The organism is Streptomyces sp. NPDC087844, assembly GCF_044742785.1.
GTDB lineage: Bacteria > Actinomycetota > Actinomycetes > Streptomycetales > Streptomycetaceae > Streptomyces.
This window is the reverse complement of the sequence record NZ_JBIUVD010000012.1, coordinates 41,168-60,738: the sequence shown is the minus strand read 5'-3', so window position 1 is coordinate 60,738 and position 19,571 is coordinate 41,168. Positions and strand designations below refer to the sequence as shown.

The 19,571-nt window shown below is 70.7% G+C and carries 14 protein-coding genes and 1 pseudogene; 9 read left to right on the top strand and 6 right to left on the bottom strand.

The genetic code is table 11. The features are described from left to right. The first annotated feature begins 287 nt into the window (after positions 1-287). From ACIOKD_RS23370 to ACIOKD_RS23345, 6 genes are all read left to right on the top strand, one after another. Entirely contained in the window at positions 288-1,355 is a 1,068-nt protein-coding gene (locus ACIOKD_RS23370) for an ABC transporter substrate-binding protein (RefSeq protein WP_402087172.1), read from the top strand. A gap of 5 nt (positions 1,356-1,360) precedes the next feature. Next, positions 1,361-2,275 carry an ABC transporter permease gene (locus ACIOKD_RS23365; protein ID WP_402087170.1) on the top strand — a complete coding sequence of 305 codons (915 nt, stop codon included), beginning with the start codon at positions 1,361-1,363 and terminating at the stop codon, positions 2,273-2,275. Beyond that, a complete protein-coding gene (locus tag ACIOKD_RS23360) occupies positions 2,251-3,087 on the top strand; it encodes an ABC transporter ATP-binding protein (protein WP_402087168.1) in 837 nt (278 codons plus the stop codon). The genes ACIOKD_RS23365 and ACIOKD_RS23360 overlap by 25 nt, the downstream gene beginning before the upstream one ends. Next, a complete protein-coding gene (locus ACIOKD_RS23355; protein WP_402087165.1) occupies positions 3,084-4,442 on the top strand; it encodes an LLM class flavin-dependent oxidoreductase in 1,359 nt (452 codons plus the stop codon). The genes ACIOKD_RS23360 and ACIOKD_RS23355 overlap by 4 nt, the downstream gene beginning before the upstream one ends. Positions 4,443-4,453: 11 nt before the next feature. After that, positions 4,454-5,350, top strand: a complete 897-nt coding sequence (locus ACIOKD_RS23350) for a TauD/TfdA dioxygenase family protein (protein ID WP_402087162.1) — start codon at positions 4,454-4,456, stop codon at positions 5,348-5,350. Between the two features lie 185 nt (positions 5,351-5,535). After that, a complete protein-coding gene (locus ACIOKD_RS23345) occupies positions 5,536-5,763 on the top strand; it encodes a hypothetical protein (protein ID WP_402087160.1) in 228 nt (75 codons plus the stop codon). Here the strand turns inward: ACIOKD_RS23345 and ACIOKD_RS23340 are convergent. Next, positions 5,750-6,406 (bottom strand): DsbA family protein, encoded by a 657-nt coding sequence (locus ACIOKD_RS23340; protein WP_402087157.1) that lies wholly within the window; start codon positions 6,404-6,406, stop codon positions 5,750-5,752. The two genes, ACIOKD_RS23345 and ACIOKD_RS23340, sit on opposite strands and share 14 nt — an antisense overlap. A gap of 165 nt (positions 6,407-6,571) precedes the next feature. On the opposite strand from ACIOKD_RS23340, the gene pepN reads away from it, so the two are divergent. Both pepN and ACIOKD_RS23330 read left to right on the top strand, forming a co-directional pair. After that, positions 6,572-9,175 carry an aminopeptidase N gene (gene pepN / locus ACIOKD_RS23335; protein WP_402087154.1) on the top strand — a complete coding sequence of 868 codons (2,604 nt, stop codon included), beginning with the start codon at positions 6,572-6,574 and terminating at the stop codon, positions 9,173-9,175. A gap of 255 nt (positions 9,176-9,430) precedes the next feature. Beyond that, positions 9,431-10,477 (top strand): hypothetical protein, encoded by a 1,047-nt coding sequence (locus tag ACIOKD_RS23330; protein ID WP_402087151.1) that lies wholly within the window; start codon positions 9,431-9,433, stop codon positions 10,475-10,477. Positions 10,478-10,525: 48 nt separating this feature from the next. Here the strand turns inward: ACIOKD_RS23330 and ACIOKD_RS23325 are convergent, their stop codons facing one another. From ACIOKD_RS23325 to ACIOKD_RS23315, 3 genes and pseudogenes are all read right to left on the bottom strand, one after another. Next, positions 10,526-11,698: a serine hydrolase domain-containing protein gene (locus ACIOKD_RS23325; RefSeq protein ID WP_402087149.1), complete on the bottom strand. Its 1,173-nt coding sequence runs from the start codon at positions 11,696-11,698 to the stop codon at positions 10,526-10,528. Between the two features lie 196 nt (positions 11,699-11,894). Continuing rightward, complete coding sequence (locus ACIOKD_RS23320) at positions 11,895-13,652, bottom strand: TIGR03767 family metallophosphoesterase (RefSeq protein ID WP_402087146.1); 1,758 nt, start codon at positions 13,650-13,652, stop codon at positions 11,895-11,897. 271 nt (positions 13,653-13,923) lie between these two features. After that, positions 13,924-14,364: pseudogene (locus tag ACIOKD_RS23315) on the bottom strand (NUDIX hydrolase); the annotation flags it as partial. A gap of 234 nt (positions 14,365-14,598) precedes the next feature. Between ACIOKD_RS23315 and ACIOKD_RS23310 the strand changes: the two are divergent. Further along, positions 14,599-17,916 carry a S8 family serine peptidase gene (locus tag ACIOKD_RS23310; protein ID WP_402087143.1) on the top strand — a complete coding sequence of 1,106 codons (3,318 nt, stop codon included), beginning with the start codon at positions 14,599-14,601 and terminating at the stop codon, positions 17,914-17,916. Between the two features lie 81 nt (positions 17,917-17,997). On the opposite strand, the gene ACIOKD_RS23305 is transcribed toward ACIOKD_RS23310, so the two are convergent. Next, entirely contained in the window at positions 17,998-18,867 is an 870-nt protein-coding gene (locus ACIOKD_RS23305) for a hypothetical protein (RefSeq protein WP_402087140.1), read from the bottom strand. Between the two features lies 1 nt (position 18,868). Further along, entirely contained in the window at positions 18,869-19,423 is a 555-nt protein-coding gene (locus ACIOKD_RS23300) for an RNA polymerase sigma factor (protein ID WP_402087137.1), read from the bottom strand. Between the last annotated feature and the right edge of the window lie 148 nt (positions 19,424-19,571).

Here is a 19,571-nt window from a genome sequence, read left to right as displayed (position 1 = left end):
TGAGCTGCCGCACCTTCTGTTGTTGACCCACCGAAGCGTGGACACACCGAAGCGTTGACACGTCGACGCGCTGACGATCCGTTCCGTCCGCGTCCGTCCGTGGCCGTCCGCCTCCGTACGTCGCCTCCCGCCGCGTCCCGCGCGCGTGTGTCCTTCCGCTCCCGCGCACCTCTCCTCCGCGTCCGACACCCTCCCCGGCCGCACCGCGCCGGGTTCTTCGCGCACCCTCCTGCCGTCCGCCGCAGCACGGCCCCGTGCACCGCCCCATGAATTCAGGGAGTCCTCCCATGCCACCTCTGTCCGCGTCCGGAGTCGACCGGCGGCTCTTCCTCTCCTCCCTGCTCGGCGCCGCCGCCGCTGCCGGGCTCAGCGGTTGCGCGGGCAGCAGCGCCGCCGACACCGGGACCAAGGGATCGGCGACCGCCCCACCGGCCGACAAGGTCCCCTCGGGCACGAGCCTCAAGATCTCCTCCTACCAGGGCGTCCAGCAGCTGCAGTTCAAGCTCGCGGGACTGACCGACCTGCCGTTCAAGGTGTCCTCGTGGGCGAACATCGGCGCCGGTCCCGACGTCATCAACGCCTTCCGCTCCAAGTCCCTGGACGTCGCCAACAACGCGGGCATCCCGCCCATCCAGGCGCACTACCAGGGCTACGACGCGAAGATCGTCGCGGTCAACCTCACCCGCAGGCCCAACTACCTCTTCGCCACCAAGCCCGGCAGCGACATCCGGTCCGTGAAGGACTTCAAGGGGAAGAAGCTGGCCTTCTCGCAGGGCCAGGCCCAGGGAGTCGTCCTGCTGCGGGCGCTCAAGCAGGCCGGGCTGGCGTACGACGACGTGGACCTGGTGCCGTTGACCAGCAACCAGTTCCTCACCGCGCTCCAGGCGGGCCAGGTGGACATCGCCCCGCTCGCCAACAGCCAGTCGCCCGCCTACCTCAAGCAGTACGGGTCCAAGGGCGCCCGCACCATCCCCACCGACGTCGTGGACCTCCTCAGCCTGCTGTGGGCGCCCGCCTCCGTGCTGGCCGACAGGGCGAAGGCAGCCGCGGTCGCCGCGTACATCCCGCGGTGGGCCAAGGGCCAGGTGTGGGCGTACGAGCACCCCGACGCATGGAACAGGGAGTTCTACGTCAAGACGCAGAACCTGAGCCTCGCGCAGGCGGAGGCGATCACCGAGCTGGCCAACAAGCCGCTCTTCCCGCCGAACTGGGACGAGGCCGTGAAGTGGGAGCAGGAGACCGCGGACCTGCTGGCCGAGGGCGGCTTCGTGAAGGGGTTCGAGGTCGACTCGCTCTTCGACCGCCGCTTCGAGGGCATCGCGGCGAAAGCCGTCTCCGCCGAGTACCGGAAGTGAGCCCGATGACCACCACCGCGGCCACCACCACGGCCACCGCCGCCGCCACGACCGCCGTGCCCGGGGACGGCGACACCGGCAGGACCGACGAGCCCTCCGGAGCCACCGAAACCGCCGCCCCGGCGCGGCGGGCGACCCGGCGGCGCCGCGCCCTCTCCCCCGGCAAGCGCCTGCCCGCCTCCCGGCTGATCGGTCCCGTGCTGTTCTTCGCGCTCTGGGCCGGCGCCTCCGCCGCCGGGCAACTGGACACGAACGCGATCCCCGCGCCCTGGACGGTCCTGAGCACCGCGGGCCGGCTGTGGAGCGACGGCACGCTCTCCACCGACATCCTCACCTCGCTGCAACGCGCCGGCTCCGGCTTCGCCCTCGGGCTGACCGCCGGAGTGGTCCTCGCACTGACGGCCGGACTCAGCCGGGTCGGCGAGGCGCTGATCGACGGAACGGTCCAGCTCAACCGGGCGATCCCGACCCTCGGTCTGATCCCGCTGTTCATCCTCTGGCTGGGCATCGGCGAGACCTTCAAGATCGCGATCATCGCCATCGTCGTCTACATCCCGATCTATCTGAACCTCTACTCCGCGCTGTCAGGCATCGACCACCGGTTCGTCGAACTCGCCGAGGTGCAGGGGCTCTCCAAACTCCGGTTCATCCGGGAGATCGTCATTCCCGGCGCGCTGCCCGGGTTCTTCGTGGGACTGAGGCTCGGCGTCACCGGCTCCTGGCTCGGTCTGGTGGTGCTGGAGCAGATCAACGCCACCAGCGGCCTCGGTTACCTGATGTTCCAGGCCCAGAACTACGGCCAGACGGATGTGATCCTCGTCGGCCTGCTCATCTACGGGATCTTCGGCCTGGTCTCCGACAGCGCGGTCCGCCTCATCGAACGGAGGGTGCTGTCATGGCGACGCACACTGAACAGCTGACGTCCCGGCCGGCCCCGGCCACCCCGACGGCTCAGGCGGCTCCGGCCGTCCGGCTCAGGGGCCTGACCCGCTCCTTCGACGGGCGGACCGTCCTCGACCACGTGGACCTGGACCTGCCGGCCGGACAGCTCACGGCCCTGCTCGGGCACAGCGGCTCCGGCAAGAGCACCCTGCTCCGCGCCATCGCCGGTCTCGACCACGAGGTCGTCGGCAGCGGCGAACTGACCGCCCCGGGGCGGGTGTCCGTCGTCTTCCAGGACTCCCGGCTGCTGCCCTGGCGCCGCGTCCTCGACAACGTCCTGCTCGGCACCGACGGCAAGGAGGCGGCGGAGCGGGGCCGCGCGGCGCTCGCCGAGGTGGGCCTCGCCGGACGCGAACGGGCCTGGCCCAACGAGTTGTCCGGCGGCGAGGCCCAGCGTGCCGCCCTGGCCCGTTCCCTGGTGCGGGAGCCCGAACTCCTGCTGGCCGACGAACCGTTCGGCGCCCTGGACGCCCTCACCCGGATCAAGATGCACGGTCTGCTGCGCGAGCTGTGGGAGCGCCACCGGCCCTCCGTGCTCCTCGTCACGCACGACGTGGACGAGGCGATCGTGCTGGCCGACCGGGTGCTCGTACTCGACGAGGGCCGGATCGGCCTCGACCTGACCATCGACCGCGCGCATCCGCGCTCGTACCGCGATCCGCTGCTCGGCGAGTACCGGGAGCGGCTGCTCGCCGCGCTCGGCGTGACGGAGGACCACGCGAGCCACGATCCGGCGGACAGCACCACCGCGAAACAGGAGAACCACAAGAACCAGGAGAACGACCAGTGACCCGGCGACGGCTGCACCTCAACGCCTTCCTCATGAACACCGGCCACCACGAGGCCTCCTGGCGGCTTCCGGACAGCGATCCGTACGCCCATGTGGAGCTGGGCCACTACGTCCGGCTGGCGCGTACCGCCGAGCGCGGCACCTTCGACTCGCTCTTCCTCGCCGACGGACCGCAGCTGTGGAGCAACCTCGCGCAGCGGCCGGCCGGCGCCCTGGAGCCGCTCACGCTGCTCACCGCGCTGGCGACGGCCACCGAGCACATCGGTCTGATCGCCACCGCCTCCACGTCGTACAACTCGCCCTACAACCTGGCCCGCAAGTTCGCCTCGCTGGACATCATCAGCGAGGGCCGGGCGGGCTGGAACATCGTCACGACGGCCGGTGCCGAGGCCGCCCGCAACTTCGGTCTCGACGCGGAGCCCGCGCACGCCGAGCGGTACGCCCGTGCCGCCGAGTTCCTCGATGTGGCGCTCAAGCTCTGGGACAGCTGGGAGGACGACGCGATCGTCGCCGACAAGGCGGCCGGCGTCTGGGGCGACGACACGAAGATCCATCCGCCCCGGCACCGGGGGAAGTACTTCGGCGTCGAGGGCGCCCTGAACGTCCCGCGCTCCCCACAGGGCTACCCGCTGCTGGTGCAGGCCGGCTCGTCGAAGGACGGGAAGGCGTTCGCGGCCCGGTACGCGGAGGCGGTGTTCACCGCCCAGCAGACCCTGAGGGACGCGCAGGACTTCTACACCGACCTCAAGTCACAGACGGCGGCGGCCGGCCGGAACCCCGACCACCTCAAGGTGCTGCCCGGAATCGTCCCGGTGATCGGCTCCACGGAGGCGGAGGCACGCGCGAACGAGCAGGTGCTGGAGGACCACATCGTGTACACGCACGGGGTGGACCGGCTGGAGGGCCTGCTGCAACTCCCCTCCGGAACACTCGAGTTGGACGGTCAGCTGCCTGCCGATCTGCCGCCGGAGAGTTCCATCGAGGGCGCCAGGAGCCGCTACACGCTCGTCGTGGAACTCGCCCGGCGCGAGCGGCTGACCGTGCGGCAGCTGATCGGCCGGCTCGGCGGCGGGCGCGGGCACCTCACCTTCACCGGGACGCCCGAGCAGGTCGCCGACGCCGTCGAGGAGTGGTTCACGCTCGGCGCCGCCGACGGCTTCAACATCATGCCCGCGGTCCTGCCGTCCGGCCTCGACGCGTTCGTCGACCACGTCGTCCCGCTCCTGCGCGCCCGCGGTCTGCTGCGCGAGGAGTACGGCCCGCGCCAGACCCTGCGCGAGAGATACGGCCTCCCCCGACCCGCCAACCAGCACGCCTCCCCGGCACCCGGTCCCCCGGCACTCGCCCGCACCTGAGAGGAACCCCCATGCCCGACATCGAGATCCAGAAGGTCACCGCGAGGATCGGCGCGCGGATATCCGGCGTCGACATCGCCAAGCCGCTCGACGAGGAGACCGTCACCGCCCTGCGCGGCGCCCTCGACGAACACAAGGCGCTGGTCTTCGACGACATCGACCTGGACGACGAGGGCCAGCAGGCCTTCGCCCGGCACTTCGGCGACCTCACCACCGCCCATCCGACCGTGCCCGCCGTCGAGGGCGCCCCGAACGTGCTGCCCGTCGACAGCGAGCGCGGCCGGGCCGCCAACCACTGGCACACCGACGTCACGTTCGTCCTCAATCCGCCGCAGGCCAGCACCCTGCGCAGCATCACGCTCCCGCCGTACGGGGGCGAGACGCTGATCGCCAGTTCGGCCGCCGCCTACCGCGATCTGCCGGAGCCCCTGCGGCGGCTCGCGGACACGCTGTGGGCCGAGCACACCAACGACTACGACTACGCGGTGCCGGACGAGGAGATCGACGCGGCGCACGCCGCCCAGCGCGCCCAGTTCACGTCCATCAAGTTCCGCACCGCCCACCCCGTGGTCCGGGTCCACCCGCTGACCGGTGAGCGCGGACTGTTCATCGGCGGTTTCGCCCAGCGGATCGTGGGGCTGTCGGTGAGCGAGTCCCGCAAGGTCCTCGACCTCCTCCAGGCCTATGTCGTGCGGCCCGAGAACATCCTGCGGCACCGCTGGTCGCCGAACCAGCTGGTGCTGTTCGACAACCGGATCACCCAGCACTACGCCATCGACAACTACGACGGTCTGCCGCGCCGGCTGAACCGGGTGACGGTCGCCGGTGACGTGCCGGCCGGCATCGAGGGCAAGGAGAGCTACTCGATCACGGGCGACGCCTCGCACTACACCCCGGTCGCGGTTTGACGGACACACCGATCCGCCCTCTTGCCACTCGTCTGCATTTGCAATACACTTGCAACAACAGCTGGCCTCGTGATCGTCTTCTCACCTTTCACGCGGGCGGGCGATGGAACGGAAGGCCCCCGCGAGAACGTGACTCGCGGAGGCCTTCCGGTACGGCGGGCTCCGGGTGATGGTGAGGGATGCCGATGAGGAGTTGCGTCACCTGCAAGAGCCCTGAAGAGGAGCACCGCTTCCTGGAGCCCGAGGAAGCGGCCTGGCTCAAGAAGCGCCTGGACCTGAAGAACGTGGACGAGTTCTTGGTGTGCCTGGCCCCGCTGGGCGACGGGTCCGAACAGTGCCGCAACGTTCGTAAGTACTACGTCGAGAAGCCCTTCAGGGAGCCCCTGCGCATGCCGGGGACTACAGGTCGCTGAAGTCCGGGCCCTTCGTGCGGGAGCGCTTCAGTTCGTAGAAGCCCTGCACCGAGGCGACGAGCAGGGTGCCGTCCCACAGCCTGGCGGCGTCCTCGCCCTTGGGGGCCGGGGTGACGACCGGGCCGAAGAAGGCGATCTGCTCGCCGTCGGCCCCGGGGACCGCGATGACGGGCGTGCCGACGTCCTGGCCGACCTTGTCGATGCCCTCCTTGTGGGAGGCGCGCAGCTCGGTGTCGAACTCGAAGTCCTTCCGGTCCGCGTAGTCGATCAGGTCCGCGGGGAGGCCGACCTCGTCGAGCGCCCCGGCGATCGCCTCCCTCGTCGGGCCCTGGCCGTCGTTGTGGATGCGGTTGCCGAGCGCGGTGTAGAGCGGGCCGAGGACGTCGGCGCCGTGCTTCTGCCAGGCCGCGGTCACCACGCGGACGGGCTCCCACGCCGAGGTGGACATCATCTCGCGGTAGTCGTCGTTCAGCTCGTCGAGCTTCGGCTCGTTCAGCACCGCGAGGCTCATGACGTGCCAGCGGACCTCGATGTCCCGGACCTTCTCCACCTCCAGGACCCAGCGCGAGGTCATCCACGCCCATGGGCACAGCGGGTCGAACCAGAAGTCGACCGGAGTCTTGGCGGAAGTCTGCTCAGACATGGTTCTCCTCGTTGGGGGACGCCGGCGCCCGGCACCTCGGGGTGGCCGGGTTCATGTGCAACGCGATCGGTTGCTCGTGCCATTCCCGGATGCCCGGCGTCAGGGGCACATGGCAGGATCGGTCCTGTTCACACGTACCCATGACGCCACTAGGGAGTGCCGCCCGTGCCCGGTGAGAATCTGTCCCGCGACGAGGCCCGCGAGCGGGCAGCACTGCTGTCCGTCGAGGAGTACGAGGTGGCCCTGGACCTGCGCTCCGCGGTGGGCGGGACGGACACAGGGCCGCGTACGTTCCGGTCGGTGACGACCGTCCGGTTCCGCAGCGCGGAGCCGGGTGCCACGAGCTTCGCGGACCTGATCGCGCCGAGCGTGACGGCCGTCTCGCTGAACGGCAGGGACCTCGACCCGGGCGCGGTCTTCGACGGCTCGCGCATCCTCCTGGAGGACCTGGCCGAGGACAACGAACTGGTGGTCGACGCCCAGTGCGCCTACAGCCGCACCGGTGAGGGCATGCACCGCTTCGTCGACCCCGAGGACGGCGAGGTCTATCTCTACACGCAGTACGAACCGGCCGACTCGCGCCGGGTCTTCGCCAACTTCGAGCAGCCCGACCTCAAGGCACCGTTCCGCTTCGAGGTGCGGGCCCCCGAGGACTGGGTGGTGTGGAGCAACGGCGTCGGTGAACTGGCCGACGGGGTCTGGAAGTTCGCCGGGACCAAGCCCATCTCGACGTACATCACGGCCTTCGTCGCCGGGCCGTACCACTATGTGACCGACTCCTACGAGCGGGTCCTGGACGACGGCACGCGGCTGGAGATCCCGCTCGGTGCGCTCTGCCGCAAGGGTCTGGCCAGGCACTTCGACGCCGACGACGTCTTCCTCGTCACCAAGCAGGGCCTCGACTTCTTCCACGACCACTTCGACTACCCGTACCCGTTCGGGAAGTACGACCAGGCGTTCGTGCCCGAGTACAACCTCGGCGCGATGGAGAACCCGGGCTGTGTGACCTTCCGCGAGGAGTTCATCTTCCGCGGCAAGGTGACACAGGCGTCGTACGAGCGCCGGGCGAACGTGATCCTGCACGAGATGGCCCACATGTGGTTCGGCGACCTGGTGACCATGGTGTGGTGGGACGACCTGTGGCTCAAGGAGTCCTTCGCGGACTTCATGGGCACGTTCTCGATGGTCGAGGCGACCCGTTTCACCAACGGCTGGGTCACCTTCGCCAACAACCGCAAGGCGTGGGCGTACCGCGCCGACCAGCTGCCCTCCACGCACCCGGTCACGGCCGACATCCGCGACCTGGAGGACGCCAAGCTCAACTTCGACGGGATCACGTACGCCAAGGGGGCGTCCGTCCTCAAGCAGTTGGTCGCCTACGCCGGACGGGACGCGTTCCTGGAGGGCGCCCGCCGCTACTTCAAGCGGCACGCTTACGGGAACACGCGCCTCGGTGACCTGCTGTCGGTGCTGGAGGAGACGAGCGGGCGGGACATGGCGGCCTGGTCGCGGTCCTGGCTGCAGACCGCCGGCGTCAACTCCCTCACACCGCAGGTGCTCCTCGACGCTCAGGGCCGTGTCAGTGAGCTGGCGGTCCTCCAGGAGGCCGCCGAGTCGCATCCCGAACTGCGGCCGCACCGGATCGCGGTGGGTCTGTACCGGCGGGAGGGCGCGGACGGGTCGGGCGAAGGGTCCGGCGGCGGCCCGCTCGTGCGGTACGCGCGTGCCGAGGTGGACGTCGACGGGCCGCGGACGGTCGTCGGTGAGCTGGCCGGCGCCGGCGCCCCCGAGCTGGTCCTCGTCAACGACGACGACCTCACGTACTGCAAGATCCGCTTCGACGAGGGATCGCTGGACACACTGCGGGCCCGTCTCGGTGACCTCACCGACCCGCTCGCCCGTGCCCTGTGCTGGTCGGCCCTGTGGAACCTGACCCGTGACGCGCTCATGCCCGCGCGGGACTTCCTCGACCTCGTACTGCGCTTCGCGGGCCGCGAGTCGGACATCGGCGTGCTCCAGACCCTCCACGCGTGGGCGAACTCCGCGCTCACCTTCTACGTGGCACCCGAGTGGCGGGCCACCGGCGGGCGGCTGCTCGCCGAGGGCGCGCTGCGGGAACTGCGGTCCGCCGCGCCCGGCAGTCAGCACCAGCTGACGTGGGCGCGGTTCTTCGCGGCGGTCGCCTCCGGCGAGGACGATCTGCGGTTGCTGCGGGAGCTGCTGGAGGGGACGGAGAAGGTCGACGGCCTTGAGGTGGACCAGGAGCTGCGGTGGGCGTTCCTGGAACCGCTCGCCGCGCACGGGGTGGCGGACGAGTCCGTGCTCGCCGCGGAGCTGGCCCGCGACGACACCGCGTCCGGCAGGCGGCATCAGGTGCGGTGTCTGGCGGCCCGGCCGTCCGCGGCGGTCAAGGCGCAGGCCTGGGCCGCCGTGGTCGAGTCGGACTCGCTGTCCAACGCGCTGGTGGAGGCGACGATCGGAGGGTTCGCGCAGGCGTCCCATCGGGAGCTGACCGCTTCCTACGCGTCGAAGTACTTCGATGTGATCGAGCGGGTGTGGGAGGAGCGGTCCATCCAGATCGGGATGGATGTGGTGCGGGGGTTGTTCCCTGCGTTGCAGGACTCTGCCGGGACCGTGGCGGCTGCCGATGCGTGGCTTGCCTCCCGGGGGTCGGCTGCGCCCGCGCTTCGGCGGTTGGTGCTTGAGGCTCGGGATGATCTGGGGCGCGCCTTGCGGGGACAGGCCTGTGATGGTGCTGCCGCGGGGTGAGTACCTGAAAGCAAGAAGATCGCGCCGTTCCCCGCGCCCCTGAGGGGCTCCCCCAAAGGGGGACGCCCCCGCGGGTGTTGACCTTGGCGGCGTCCACAACAGTTACGGAATCCGGGTGGTCGGTGCCGTGACCCCCTTACGGACCAGGGGGTTTCGGTAGTCCGCGGGGTGGACTTTAGGGCGGGGTTGTCCGGTTTCGGCGACGGGCTTGTAACAGCGGTTAGGCAGCGGACCAGGAACGGCAGATTCGAGGTCATGAACCACAACACCCCGCTCTCCCCCCGGCCCCTCCGCCACCTGTCCGACGTCCAGCAGCGCGTCATGACCACCGCGCACCTTCGGTCGCGGGGGGTGAGCACCGCCGACATCAACACGCAGTGCCGGCCGGGCGGTTCCTGGCAGCAGCTCCTGCCAGGGGTGTACCTGCTCCGCCCGGGACCCGCCACCGCCGAGGAGCGGCTGCACGCGGTCCTGATGTACGCGGCCCGCTGCCCCGTCGCGGAACCGGCCGTCCCCGCCCAGCCCTGCGCCGGTGAACCGCACCCCCCGCAGGGGTACGCCGACGCGATGATCACCGGCCTCGCGGCGCTCACCCTGCACCGCTTCGCGTCCGCTCCCCCGCTGCTCTCCCTGGACCGCGTCGACGTCCTCGTCCCGCGGCTGCGCCGGCTGCGTTCGACGGGCTGCGTCCGTATCGTCCGTACGCCAGGGATGCCGAAGCCCGTGCAGCTCGGCGGCATCCCCGTGGCGCCCGTGCCACGGGCACTGGCCGACGCGGTCGCCGACATCACGGACGCGGGAGTCGTACGCCGGCTGCTCACCGAGGCGGTGCGCGGCGGGCACTGCGAACCCGCCGCGGTCGTCAGGGAGTTGACCCATGCCCGGCTGCTGAGCCGGCCGCATGTGGTGGACGCCGTCGACTCCCTCCTCGCGGAGGGCCGGGCCATCGCCGAGGACCGGCTCTACCGTCTGGTCACGGAGCACGGTCTGCCCGACCCGGTCTGGAACGTGGACCTCCGGCTGCCCGGCGGCCCGCTCCTCGGCGGCCTCGACGCGTACTGGCCCGACCACGCCGTCGCCCTCGAACTCGACACCCGGACCCCGCGCCAGGACGACGACGCGATGTGGTCCGAGTACGCCCGCAAGCGCGAGCACCTGGAGCGCCTCGGCATCACGGTCGTCCACATCACGCCGAAGAAACTGCGGGACTCGATGGAACAGCAGGCGACCGTCGTACGTACGGCTCTGATGGCGTCGGGTGACCGCGATCCGGCGGCGTACGTCGTGGTGCTGCCCCGGTAGGGGGAGGGGCCGCCGGGTGGGCCGGCGGCCCCTCTTCCTGTCCGCCGGCTACCTCGGCTTCGGGCAGTACTCCGCCTCGATCACCGCGTCGGTGTCTCCCGACCAGTCGCCGTTGAAGTTGAAGGCGAGCGAGTGGCGGCCGTCCGCCGTCGTGACGGCCTCCGAGCTGGAGCCGTACATGCCTCCGCCGTGGCCCCAGACGACGACACCGCAGCTCAGCTCGCGTTCGATGAGGCCGAGGCCGTAAGCGGCCTTCGGGATCGCGGAGACCTCGACGGTGGTCTTCATCTCGGCGAGCTGCTTCCTCGGCAGGAGCTCGCCCCGCAGCAGCGCCGAGTAGAAGCGGTTCAGGTCGCCCGCGTCGGAGATCATCTCCCCCGACGCGGAGGCGAGACCGGGATTCAGCTCCGTGACGTCGTAGGTCGGGCCGGTGGTCGTCTCGGCGAGTTTTGCGTACGTCCGGCTGCTGGGGCCCGGCACCTTCGGGTACGTGCCCGGGACGAGGGTGGCGCCCAGTCCGAGCGGCTCGATGATGCGCTGCCGGACCTCGTCGCCGTAGGCGTGGCCCGTGGCCTTCTCGATCACCAAGCCGGCCAGGACGTAGTTGGTGTTGGAGTAGTTCCACGAGGTGCCCGGGGCGAAGTCCGGCTCGTGGGACGTCGCGATGCGCACGAGTTCCCTGGGCGACAACTCGTCGAAGCGGTGCTCGAAGAAGCCGTCCTTCAGATAGTAGGTGCGGGCGAAGGTGTCGTCCGCCGTGTAGTTGAAGATCCCGCTCGTGTGGTTGAGGAGTTGGCGGAGGGTGATGCGGCGGCCGTCGTGGCCGTGGCCGTCGACCAGGCCCGGCAACCACTTGTCCACGGTGTCGTCCAGCGAGAGCCGGCCCTCTGCCTCCAGCTGGAGTACGACTGTCGAGACGAACGTCTTGGTGATGCTGCCCACGCGGTAGTGGTCCTTCGCCGAGCGGGGCTTCTTCGTTTGGAGGTCGCCTACTCCCGCGGTGGCCTTCCAGGTGCCGTGGATGTCCTTGGCCTGGGCTGCCACGCCGGGGACTCCGTCCTGGACTGCCGTGTTCATCGCCCGCTGGGTCGCGGAGTGGGCTCCCGCCGGGGTCGGGGAGTCGGCCAGGGCCGCTGGGGCCGTCAGCGTGGTTGCGGCGAGTGTGGCTATGCCTGTCAGGGCGAGGCGGCGCAGGTGCCGGGTACGGGTACGGGGTGCCATGTCGGATGCCTTCCGTCGTGGGTGTCGGCGGGAGGGGGACCCTGCGAGGGCTGGAGGGGTTGCCTTTGTCTGGGCGGTTGAGTGGGTTTCGGCCCCTTTTCGGGGGAGCGTCGGGTGCGGGTGTGGGGAGCTTGTCGCGCCGTTCCCCGCGCCCCTCAAGGCGTCTGCCTCGAAGGGTGGTTCTTGTTCGGCGGGTTCAGGGCTTCTTCAGGAGGAGTTCTGTGTTGCGGTCCGTGGGGGTGCCGCTCAGGTCCGTTCGGGCGCCCGGGGCGTTGTAGGAGAGCTCCCGGTACAGGGCCGCCAGGCTTGTCTGGGAGAGGTCCGTGAAGTCCGTTTCGTGGGGGGCCGCGGACTCGATCAGCGTGGTGAAGAGGGAGATCGTGCCGTCGTGGTTGTCGGCGATCTCGATCACGCGGGCGAGCTGCGGGAAGTCGACGTGGGAAGCGGTGGAGACCTCCCAGAAGGAGCGGCCGTCGGGGGCGGAGTGCGGGGTGATGTTGTTCTTGTGGCTGTGGCCGTTCACCCAGGCCAGCACCGAGCGGTGGGCGCCGAGCACGGAGAGCACCTCGTCACCGCCGTGCCGCCGCTCCCCCGGGTGCGACGGGTCCTCGCGCAGGTTGCGCATCGATGTGCTGGTGTGGTGGCTGAAGACGACGACGTGTTCCTTGTTCTTGTCCGCCGCCTTCAGGGTGCGCTCAAGCCACCGCAGTTGGGCCGTGCCGAGCGAGCCCTCGTAGTGGCCGCCCGGGTCGGTGGTGTCGAGGCTGATTCCGAGGACGTCGTCGGCGACACGGAACGTGTAGTACTGGGTCTTCGCGGCGAGGTTGGCCTGCGAGTAGCCGTGTCCGACCGGGCCCGTGCCGGTGTGCGCGGGGTCGAGGTGGGCCTGGAGGTACTCGGTGGGGGTGAAGGGGGCGCGGGCCTCGTCCGGGGTGACCGCACGCATCCTGCGGGCCTGGGACCTGAGCATCGCCTTGAAGCCGGCACCCTTGGGGTCGCCGCCCTTCTTGACGTTCTTCCAGATGGCGACGCCCTCCGACTCGTCGAGCGTCATCAGCTTCCTGCCGCCGACCGCGAACTCGGTGAAGAAGGAGTCGCCGGGCGCGTAGCAGCCGCCGGGCAGCGAGTCGTGGTTGCCGACCGTGGAGTACCAGGGCAGGTTGAGGCCGGGGCTGCGCACCTCGCGGATCGCGGCGGCGAGGAAACCCTCGATACGCGGGAAGCCGAGCTGCTTGTCGGCGTCGCGCAGGGCCGCGTCGGGCTGCCAGTACAGCTTGAGGTCGCTGTTCTGGACGCCTTCGTAGCGGGCCGGGTCACCGGAGTTGGGGGTGATGCGACCGCCGCTCATCACCTTCAGGAACCAGTCCAGTTCCGTCTTGGCGTTGTTGTCGGTGTTGTCGCCGGTGGTCATCACGAAGTGCAGCGGGGAGCCGGTGACCGGGGCGCCGCGCAGTGCGTTGACCCGCTCGACGAGCGAGACGGCGCCGGCCACCGACAGGGACTCCTGAGGGCGCCAGGCGCTGGCGGTCTGGGCGCGCAGGTACTCGTAGCGCAGTGGGTGCTGTACGTCGACCAGGTGCAGGTCGGTGAACTGTACGAACGCGGCGAGCGCGGTGCGCCGCTCGGCGCGGCCGGACGTGGGGGCGGCCAGGTCGCCGCGGACGGCACGGGACCAGGCGGGCCCGTCGCCGAGCCGCCGGTACCCGGAGCCCGGGCGTGCGGCGGCGATGGCCGAGAGGGTGGTGCCCCGCGTGTAGGGGGCCAGGGGCGCGGCCGGCGCCCTGCGGGAGACGGCGATGGGCTGCCCCTGGGTGGCGGCGCTGTGGGTGGCGGCCTCACTGGTTCCCGGGCGCAGCGCGAAGCCGATGCCCGCGGAGAGGGACACCGCCCCGGTGGCGGCCAGGAAGGCGCGGCGGTCACGGGCGGCGGTGGCGACAGAGCGTATGCGCGACATGGCGCGGTCTCCCCGAGTGCGAACGCGTCGGCAGTGGTCGCGGGCGGTTCACTCACGCGAACTTCCCGCTCGTACCTGATGGTTGGCACTGGGGGTGACCTGCGCGTTAACTGGACGGCAACGGGCAGCGCCGATCACCGTACGTCGATCTTGGACTACCCTCCGCGTCCACCGAGCCCTCCTCGAACGGAGGCGAGCCGGTCACTCCACGTTCATCTGGCGGGGTAGGGACCTGATTCCAGGTGTCCGCGGGATGCTCGGAGACCCCTGTCACGCGTCCGACCGCGGGCCGGTCCCGCCACAGTGCGAGTCCGACGTCGACAAGTCCCACCCGGTCCAGCGCGGGCACCTCGTCCAGGGGGTGCCAGGCTGCCATGTCGGTGGAGCCGCCGGTCTCGTGGCAGAGTTCGCCGCCGGTGATCCTGGCCTCGTAGACGATCCTCAGACCATGGAAGTCGACGTCGGCGCCGAGGCGGCGCGGGTGGGTCTGCCGCATCGAGTCGACGCCGAGCAGGGCGACCGGCTCGACCGTGTACCCGGTCTCCTCCTCGGCCTCCCGGACGACGGTGTCGTACGGGTCCTCGCCGTGGTCCATGCCGCCGCCGGGCAGCGTCCAGCGCCGGCTGCCGTCCCTCGCCACCCAGCGGGCGAGGAGCATCCGTCCGTCCCGCACGCACACGGCGTAGGCCGCCACCCGCAAGTCCTCACGCATGGCCAGACGTTACGACGGGAACATCACCCGCACGTCCCGGTTTGGCCGGAGATCGGCTCCATGACGTATGGCGGAATTACGCCATGAACAGTTCACGTCACGGTCAGCTCTCCCCAAACTTCCGTTTCTCGCGTAAAGCTGAGCGGTCATCCGGGTTCACATTCCGGACTGACGCGATCGGTCCGATGTCGATCCGATCGTGAACGGACTTTTCCTTTACTCACAAGGATGCTGATGACCCTCCACTCTCAGCGCGCTCCGATCGGCGGGGCGAGACGCGCGGCACGCATAGCCGTCGCCGCCGGACTCGTGGCCGCTCTCTCCGCGGCCGGTCCGATACCCATGGCCTTCTCCGCGGACGACCCGGGCACCCCCGCCGGCACACCGGTCAAGTCGGACGGCGGCAAGCTCGGTTCGGCCGACGCCGACCTCCTCGCACAGGCGCAGGCGTCCGGCGACAAGAACGTCACGATGATGATCGCCACCGCTCCGGGGCAGACCGAACAGGTCGCGGGGCAGCTCGACGCGGTGACGGGCGGCTCGGTCGGCCGCACCTACGACAAGCTCGGCTACGTCCGCGCGACCGTCCCGACCGCCAGGGCCGAGTCGGCCATCGCGGCGGCCTCCAAGCTCTCCTCCGTGCACGGCATCGACCTGCGCCAGGAGATCGCGCTGGACGACCCGACCCCGTCCGCGGACACGGCCAAGGGCGCCAAGAAGGGCGCCACGGCTGCCGCGTATCCGGCGCCGGGGAAGAACACTCCCGCCGAGAACCCGTACAACCCGTCCTTCGAGACGGGTGCCGTCGACTTCGTGAAGAAGAACCCGAAGGCGGACGGCCGGGGCATCACCATCGGCATCCTCGACTCCGGTGTCGATGTGGCGCACCCCGCGCTGCAGAGGACGACGACCGGCGAGCGCAAGATCGTCGACTGGGTGACGGCGACCGACCCGCTGGTCGACGGCGACGCGACCTGGCGCGCGATGGTCAACGCCCGCTCGGGCCCGGCCTTCACCTTCGACGGCGAGAGCTGGAAGGCCCCGGCCGGGAGCTACGCGGTCAGCCGTTTCCGTGAGTCCGCGTCCACCGGCGGCGACGCCAACGGTGACCTGAACCGCGACGGCGACACGACCGACAGCTGGGGCGTCCTGTACGACGCCGCCGCGGGTACGGTCCGCGTCGACCTGAACGACAACAACGACTTCACGGACGACGCGCCGATGAAGCCGTACAAGGACGGCTACCAGATCGGCTACTTCGGTACCGACGACCCGGCCACCGAGATCGTCGAGCGGGTGCCGTTCGTCGTGGAGATCCGCAAGGACGTCCCGATGGACCCGCTGGGCGGCGACTGGGTCGGCAAGAAGTCCGACTTCGTCAACATCGGCATCATCGAGTCCGAGCACGGCACGCACGTCGCCGGCATCACCGCCGCCAACAAGCTGTTCGGCGGCAGGATGAACGGCGCCGCGCCCGGCGCCAAGCTCGTCTCCTCACGCGCCTGCACCTGGAGCGGCGGCTGCACGAACGTCGCCCTCACCGAGGGCATGATCGACCTCGTCGCCGACCGCGGCGTCGACATCGTCAACATGTCGATCGGCGGCCTGCCCGCCCTCAACGACGGCAACAACGCGCGCGCCGAGCTGTACACGCGCCTCATCGACACCTACGGCGTGCAGCTGGTCATCTCGGCCGGCAACTCAGGCCCCGGCGCCAACACGATCGGCGACCCCGGCCTGGCCGACAAGGTGATCTCGGTCGGCGCGTCCATCTCCAAGGCGACCTGGGCTTCCAACTACGGCTCGGCCGTGGAGAAGAAGTACGCGATGCTGTCCTTCTCCTCGCGCGGCCCGCGTGAGGACGGCGGCTTCACGCCGACGCTGACCGCGCCCGGCGCGGCCATCAACACCACGCAGACCTGGTTCCCCGGCGGCCCGGTCGCCGAGGCGGGCTACTCCCTGCCGCCCGGCTACTCGATGCTGCAGGGCACCTCGATGGCGTCCCCGCAGGCCGCGGGCGCGTCCGCGCTGCTGCTCAGCGCCGCGAAGCAGAAGGGCCTCGACCTGACGCCCGCGAAGCTGCGCACCGCGCTGACCTCCACCGCCGACCACATCAGCGGCACGCAGGCGTACGCGGAGGGCGCGGGCCTCATCGACATCCCGGAGGCCTGGGACTCGATCCGTGACGGCGCCACCGCCCATGAGTACGGCGTGAAGGCCCCGGTCGACACCGCGATCGACTTCGCGCTGGAGACCCCGGGCTTCGGCACCGGCCTCTACGACCGCGAGGGCGGCCTGAAGGCCGGGCAGAAGAAGACGTACGACGTCACCGTGACCCGTACCACCGGCGCGGACCGCGCCATCCGGCACGAGCTGCACCTGGCGAACAACCGGGACAAGACGTTCCGGATCGTCGGCAAGGACGAGGTCTCGCTGCCGCTGAACAAGCCGGTGACGGTCAAGGTCGAGGCCAGGCCTACGAGCGCCGGGCTGAGCAGCGCGATCCTGGAGGTCGACGACCCGCGCACCGAGGGCGTCGACAAGCAGGTCCTCACCACCGTGGTGGTCTCCGCCTCGCTGTCCGCCCCGCAGAAGTACGCCTACTCGGCGTCCGGCAAGGTGCTGCGCAACTCCAGCACCTCGTACTTCGTGACCGTCCCCGAGGGCGCCAAGAACCTTGAGGTCGCGATCGGCGGGCTGAAGACCGGGAGCCAGACCCGGTTCATCGCCATCCACCCGTACGGCGTCCCGGTCGACAACACGTCGACGCCGTACTGCTACAACAACTACCTCGACGGCAACGGCTGCCGCCCCGACCTGCGCTCCTACAGCGATCCGCAGCCGGGCGTCTGGGAGATCGAGGTCGAGTCGCGCCGTACGTCGCCGCTGCTCGACAACCCGTACAAGCTGAACGTCGAGGTGCTGGGCGCCGACTTCGACCCGGCCGTCGTGACCGTCCCCGACGCCAAGGTCGGTACGCCGACCCCGGCTTCCTGGAAGGTGACGAACAAGCTCGCCGCGGTCGACGGTTCGCTCAAGGGCGGTCCGCTCGGCTCCTCCAAGAGCACGCGGCCGACCATCGCCCAGGGCGCCACGGACACCGTGACGGTGGACGTGCCCGCGGGTGCCGAGTCGCTCGACGTGAGCATCGGCGACGTCTCCGACGCCGCCGCCGACCTCGACCTGTCCGTCTACGACGCGCAGGGCACCCTGGTCGGCTCGTCCGCGGACGGCGACTCCGAGGAGGCCGTCTCCGTCCCGTCGCCCGCGGCCGGCACGTACACCGTGCTGGTGGACGGCTACTCGGTCCCGGCGGGCACCACCGCGTACGACTACCTGGACGTGTACTTCGCGCCCTCGCTCGGACAGGTGGAGGTCGCCCCGACGCCCGTGAAGCTCGCCACCGGCGCTTCGACGTCGGTCACCGCGCAGGTCGTCGCGAACGCGGCGCCCCCGGCCGGCCGCACGTTCTTCGGGCGCGTGCAGCTCGTGAACGCGCGCGGCACCGCGGCCGGCACGGGCAGCGTCCTGATCGAGAAGGTCACGCCGTAGCCTCCGGCAGGCACTGACACAAGGGGCGGGCGTCCGGTTCGACCGGGCGCCCGCCCCTTCCGTTCCCCCTCGCCGGCCCGCTCAGCCCCGGTCTCCCTCCGGGCCCGCGCACTCCATGCCGCGCGCTCCCGGCAGGGCCTTGAGGATCTCCTTGCGGGCGTCGCCGACCCCCCGGCCGGTCTCGTAGTCCAGCCGGCCCTGCGGATACAGCGGCACCGTCACCAGGGTGTACGTGCCGGTCCTCAGGTCCTCCCGCGCCTCCTCGGGCAGCGTGACGGTGACCGTCGGGTGGTCCGCCGCCGACTGCTCGGGCCGGTAGTAGCGCTTCACCTTCAGTACGACGCGTACGTTCCCGTCGCCCGTGGACGTGATGCTCCGCACGGTCCCCTCGACGAGGACCTTGGCGCACGCGAGGCGCATCTCGGGCGAGTACGACGACGTGTCGTCCCCGCCGCCTTCGGTCTTCGCGGCCGACGAGTCGCTGCTGCCGCCCGCGTCGCCGTCCGCGCCTCCCTGCACGCCGAGCCACACCAGCCCGCCGAGCAGCGCCGTGCCCGCCGTGATCACGAGGGCGCCCATGACCGCTCCCGCGTAGCGCCGGTAGCGGCGCGGCTGCCGGGGCCTCGGCTCCTTCTTCGCCGCTCCTGGCGGCCCGAGCGGCGCGGACGCGCGGGACGGCCTCGCCTTCCGGCCGGCACCCGGCCGCCCGGAGGACGGGGCCCCCGCGGCCGGTGGCCCGTCGGCCAGGGTGTCACCCATGATCCGCAGTTGTTCCCTGAGCAGGGCCACGTCCGCGACCGCCGACCGGTGCTCCGCCATGAACCGCGCGTCGTCCCGGGCTCCTTCGGGCAGGGGTTCGTCCGTGATCGCGGCGAGCAGCGCGTCGATTCCCTCGTACGCGGCTTCTTCGTACGCGGCTTCTTCGTACTCGGCTCCTCCGTGCTCGGGCATGTCACACCACCTCGTCCTCGTGCAGGCGGGTGCGCAGCGCGCGGACCGCCGAGTGCAGCCTGCTCTTGACCGTGCCCTCCGGGATGCCGAGCTCCTCGGCGATCCCCCGGACGGGCAGGTCGGCGTAGAAGCGCAGCACGAGGATCTGCCGCTGGGCGTCGGGCAGCTCGTCCAGGCCCTGGGCCACGGCGAGCGACAGGACCTTCGTCTCCTCGCCGGAGTCGTCCACCGTGTGCTCCGCGGGCCGCAGCGAAGCCAGCCGTTCGCCGATCCGCTCCTGCCTGCGCCTGGCCCGGTGCCAGTCCATGGCCAGGTTCGAGGCGACGACCGCGGCCCACGCCGACACGTCACGCGGCGCCTCGGCCCCGCTCGCCGCCCGCTCCAGCAGCCGCAGACGGACCTGCTGCACCCCGTCCGGCAGGTCCGTCTGCGGCACCCCACCGAGCGCGAGCACCGCACGCACCCGGCGCTCCTGTGCCGCGTCCAGGGGGTCGTCGAGTGCTCCCTGGGCCGATTCCTCGGCCCCCTGGACGCGGCGGGTCTTTCTGCGCAGCACAGTGCCCCTCCCCTCACCGCGTTTCCTCTAGGACGCGGGAGGCGTACGAAACGTTCAGCCGACTTCGACCGGCTTGCTTCGACCGGCCTGCTCCGACCTGCCTGATCCGACCGGCGGAGGCATACGTCACACCGTCTCAGTGCGCGGG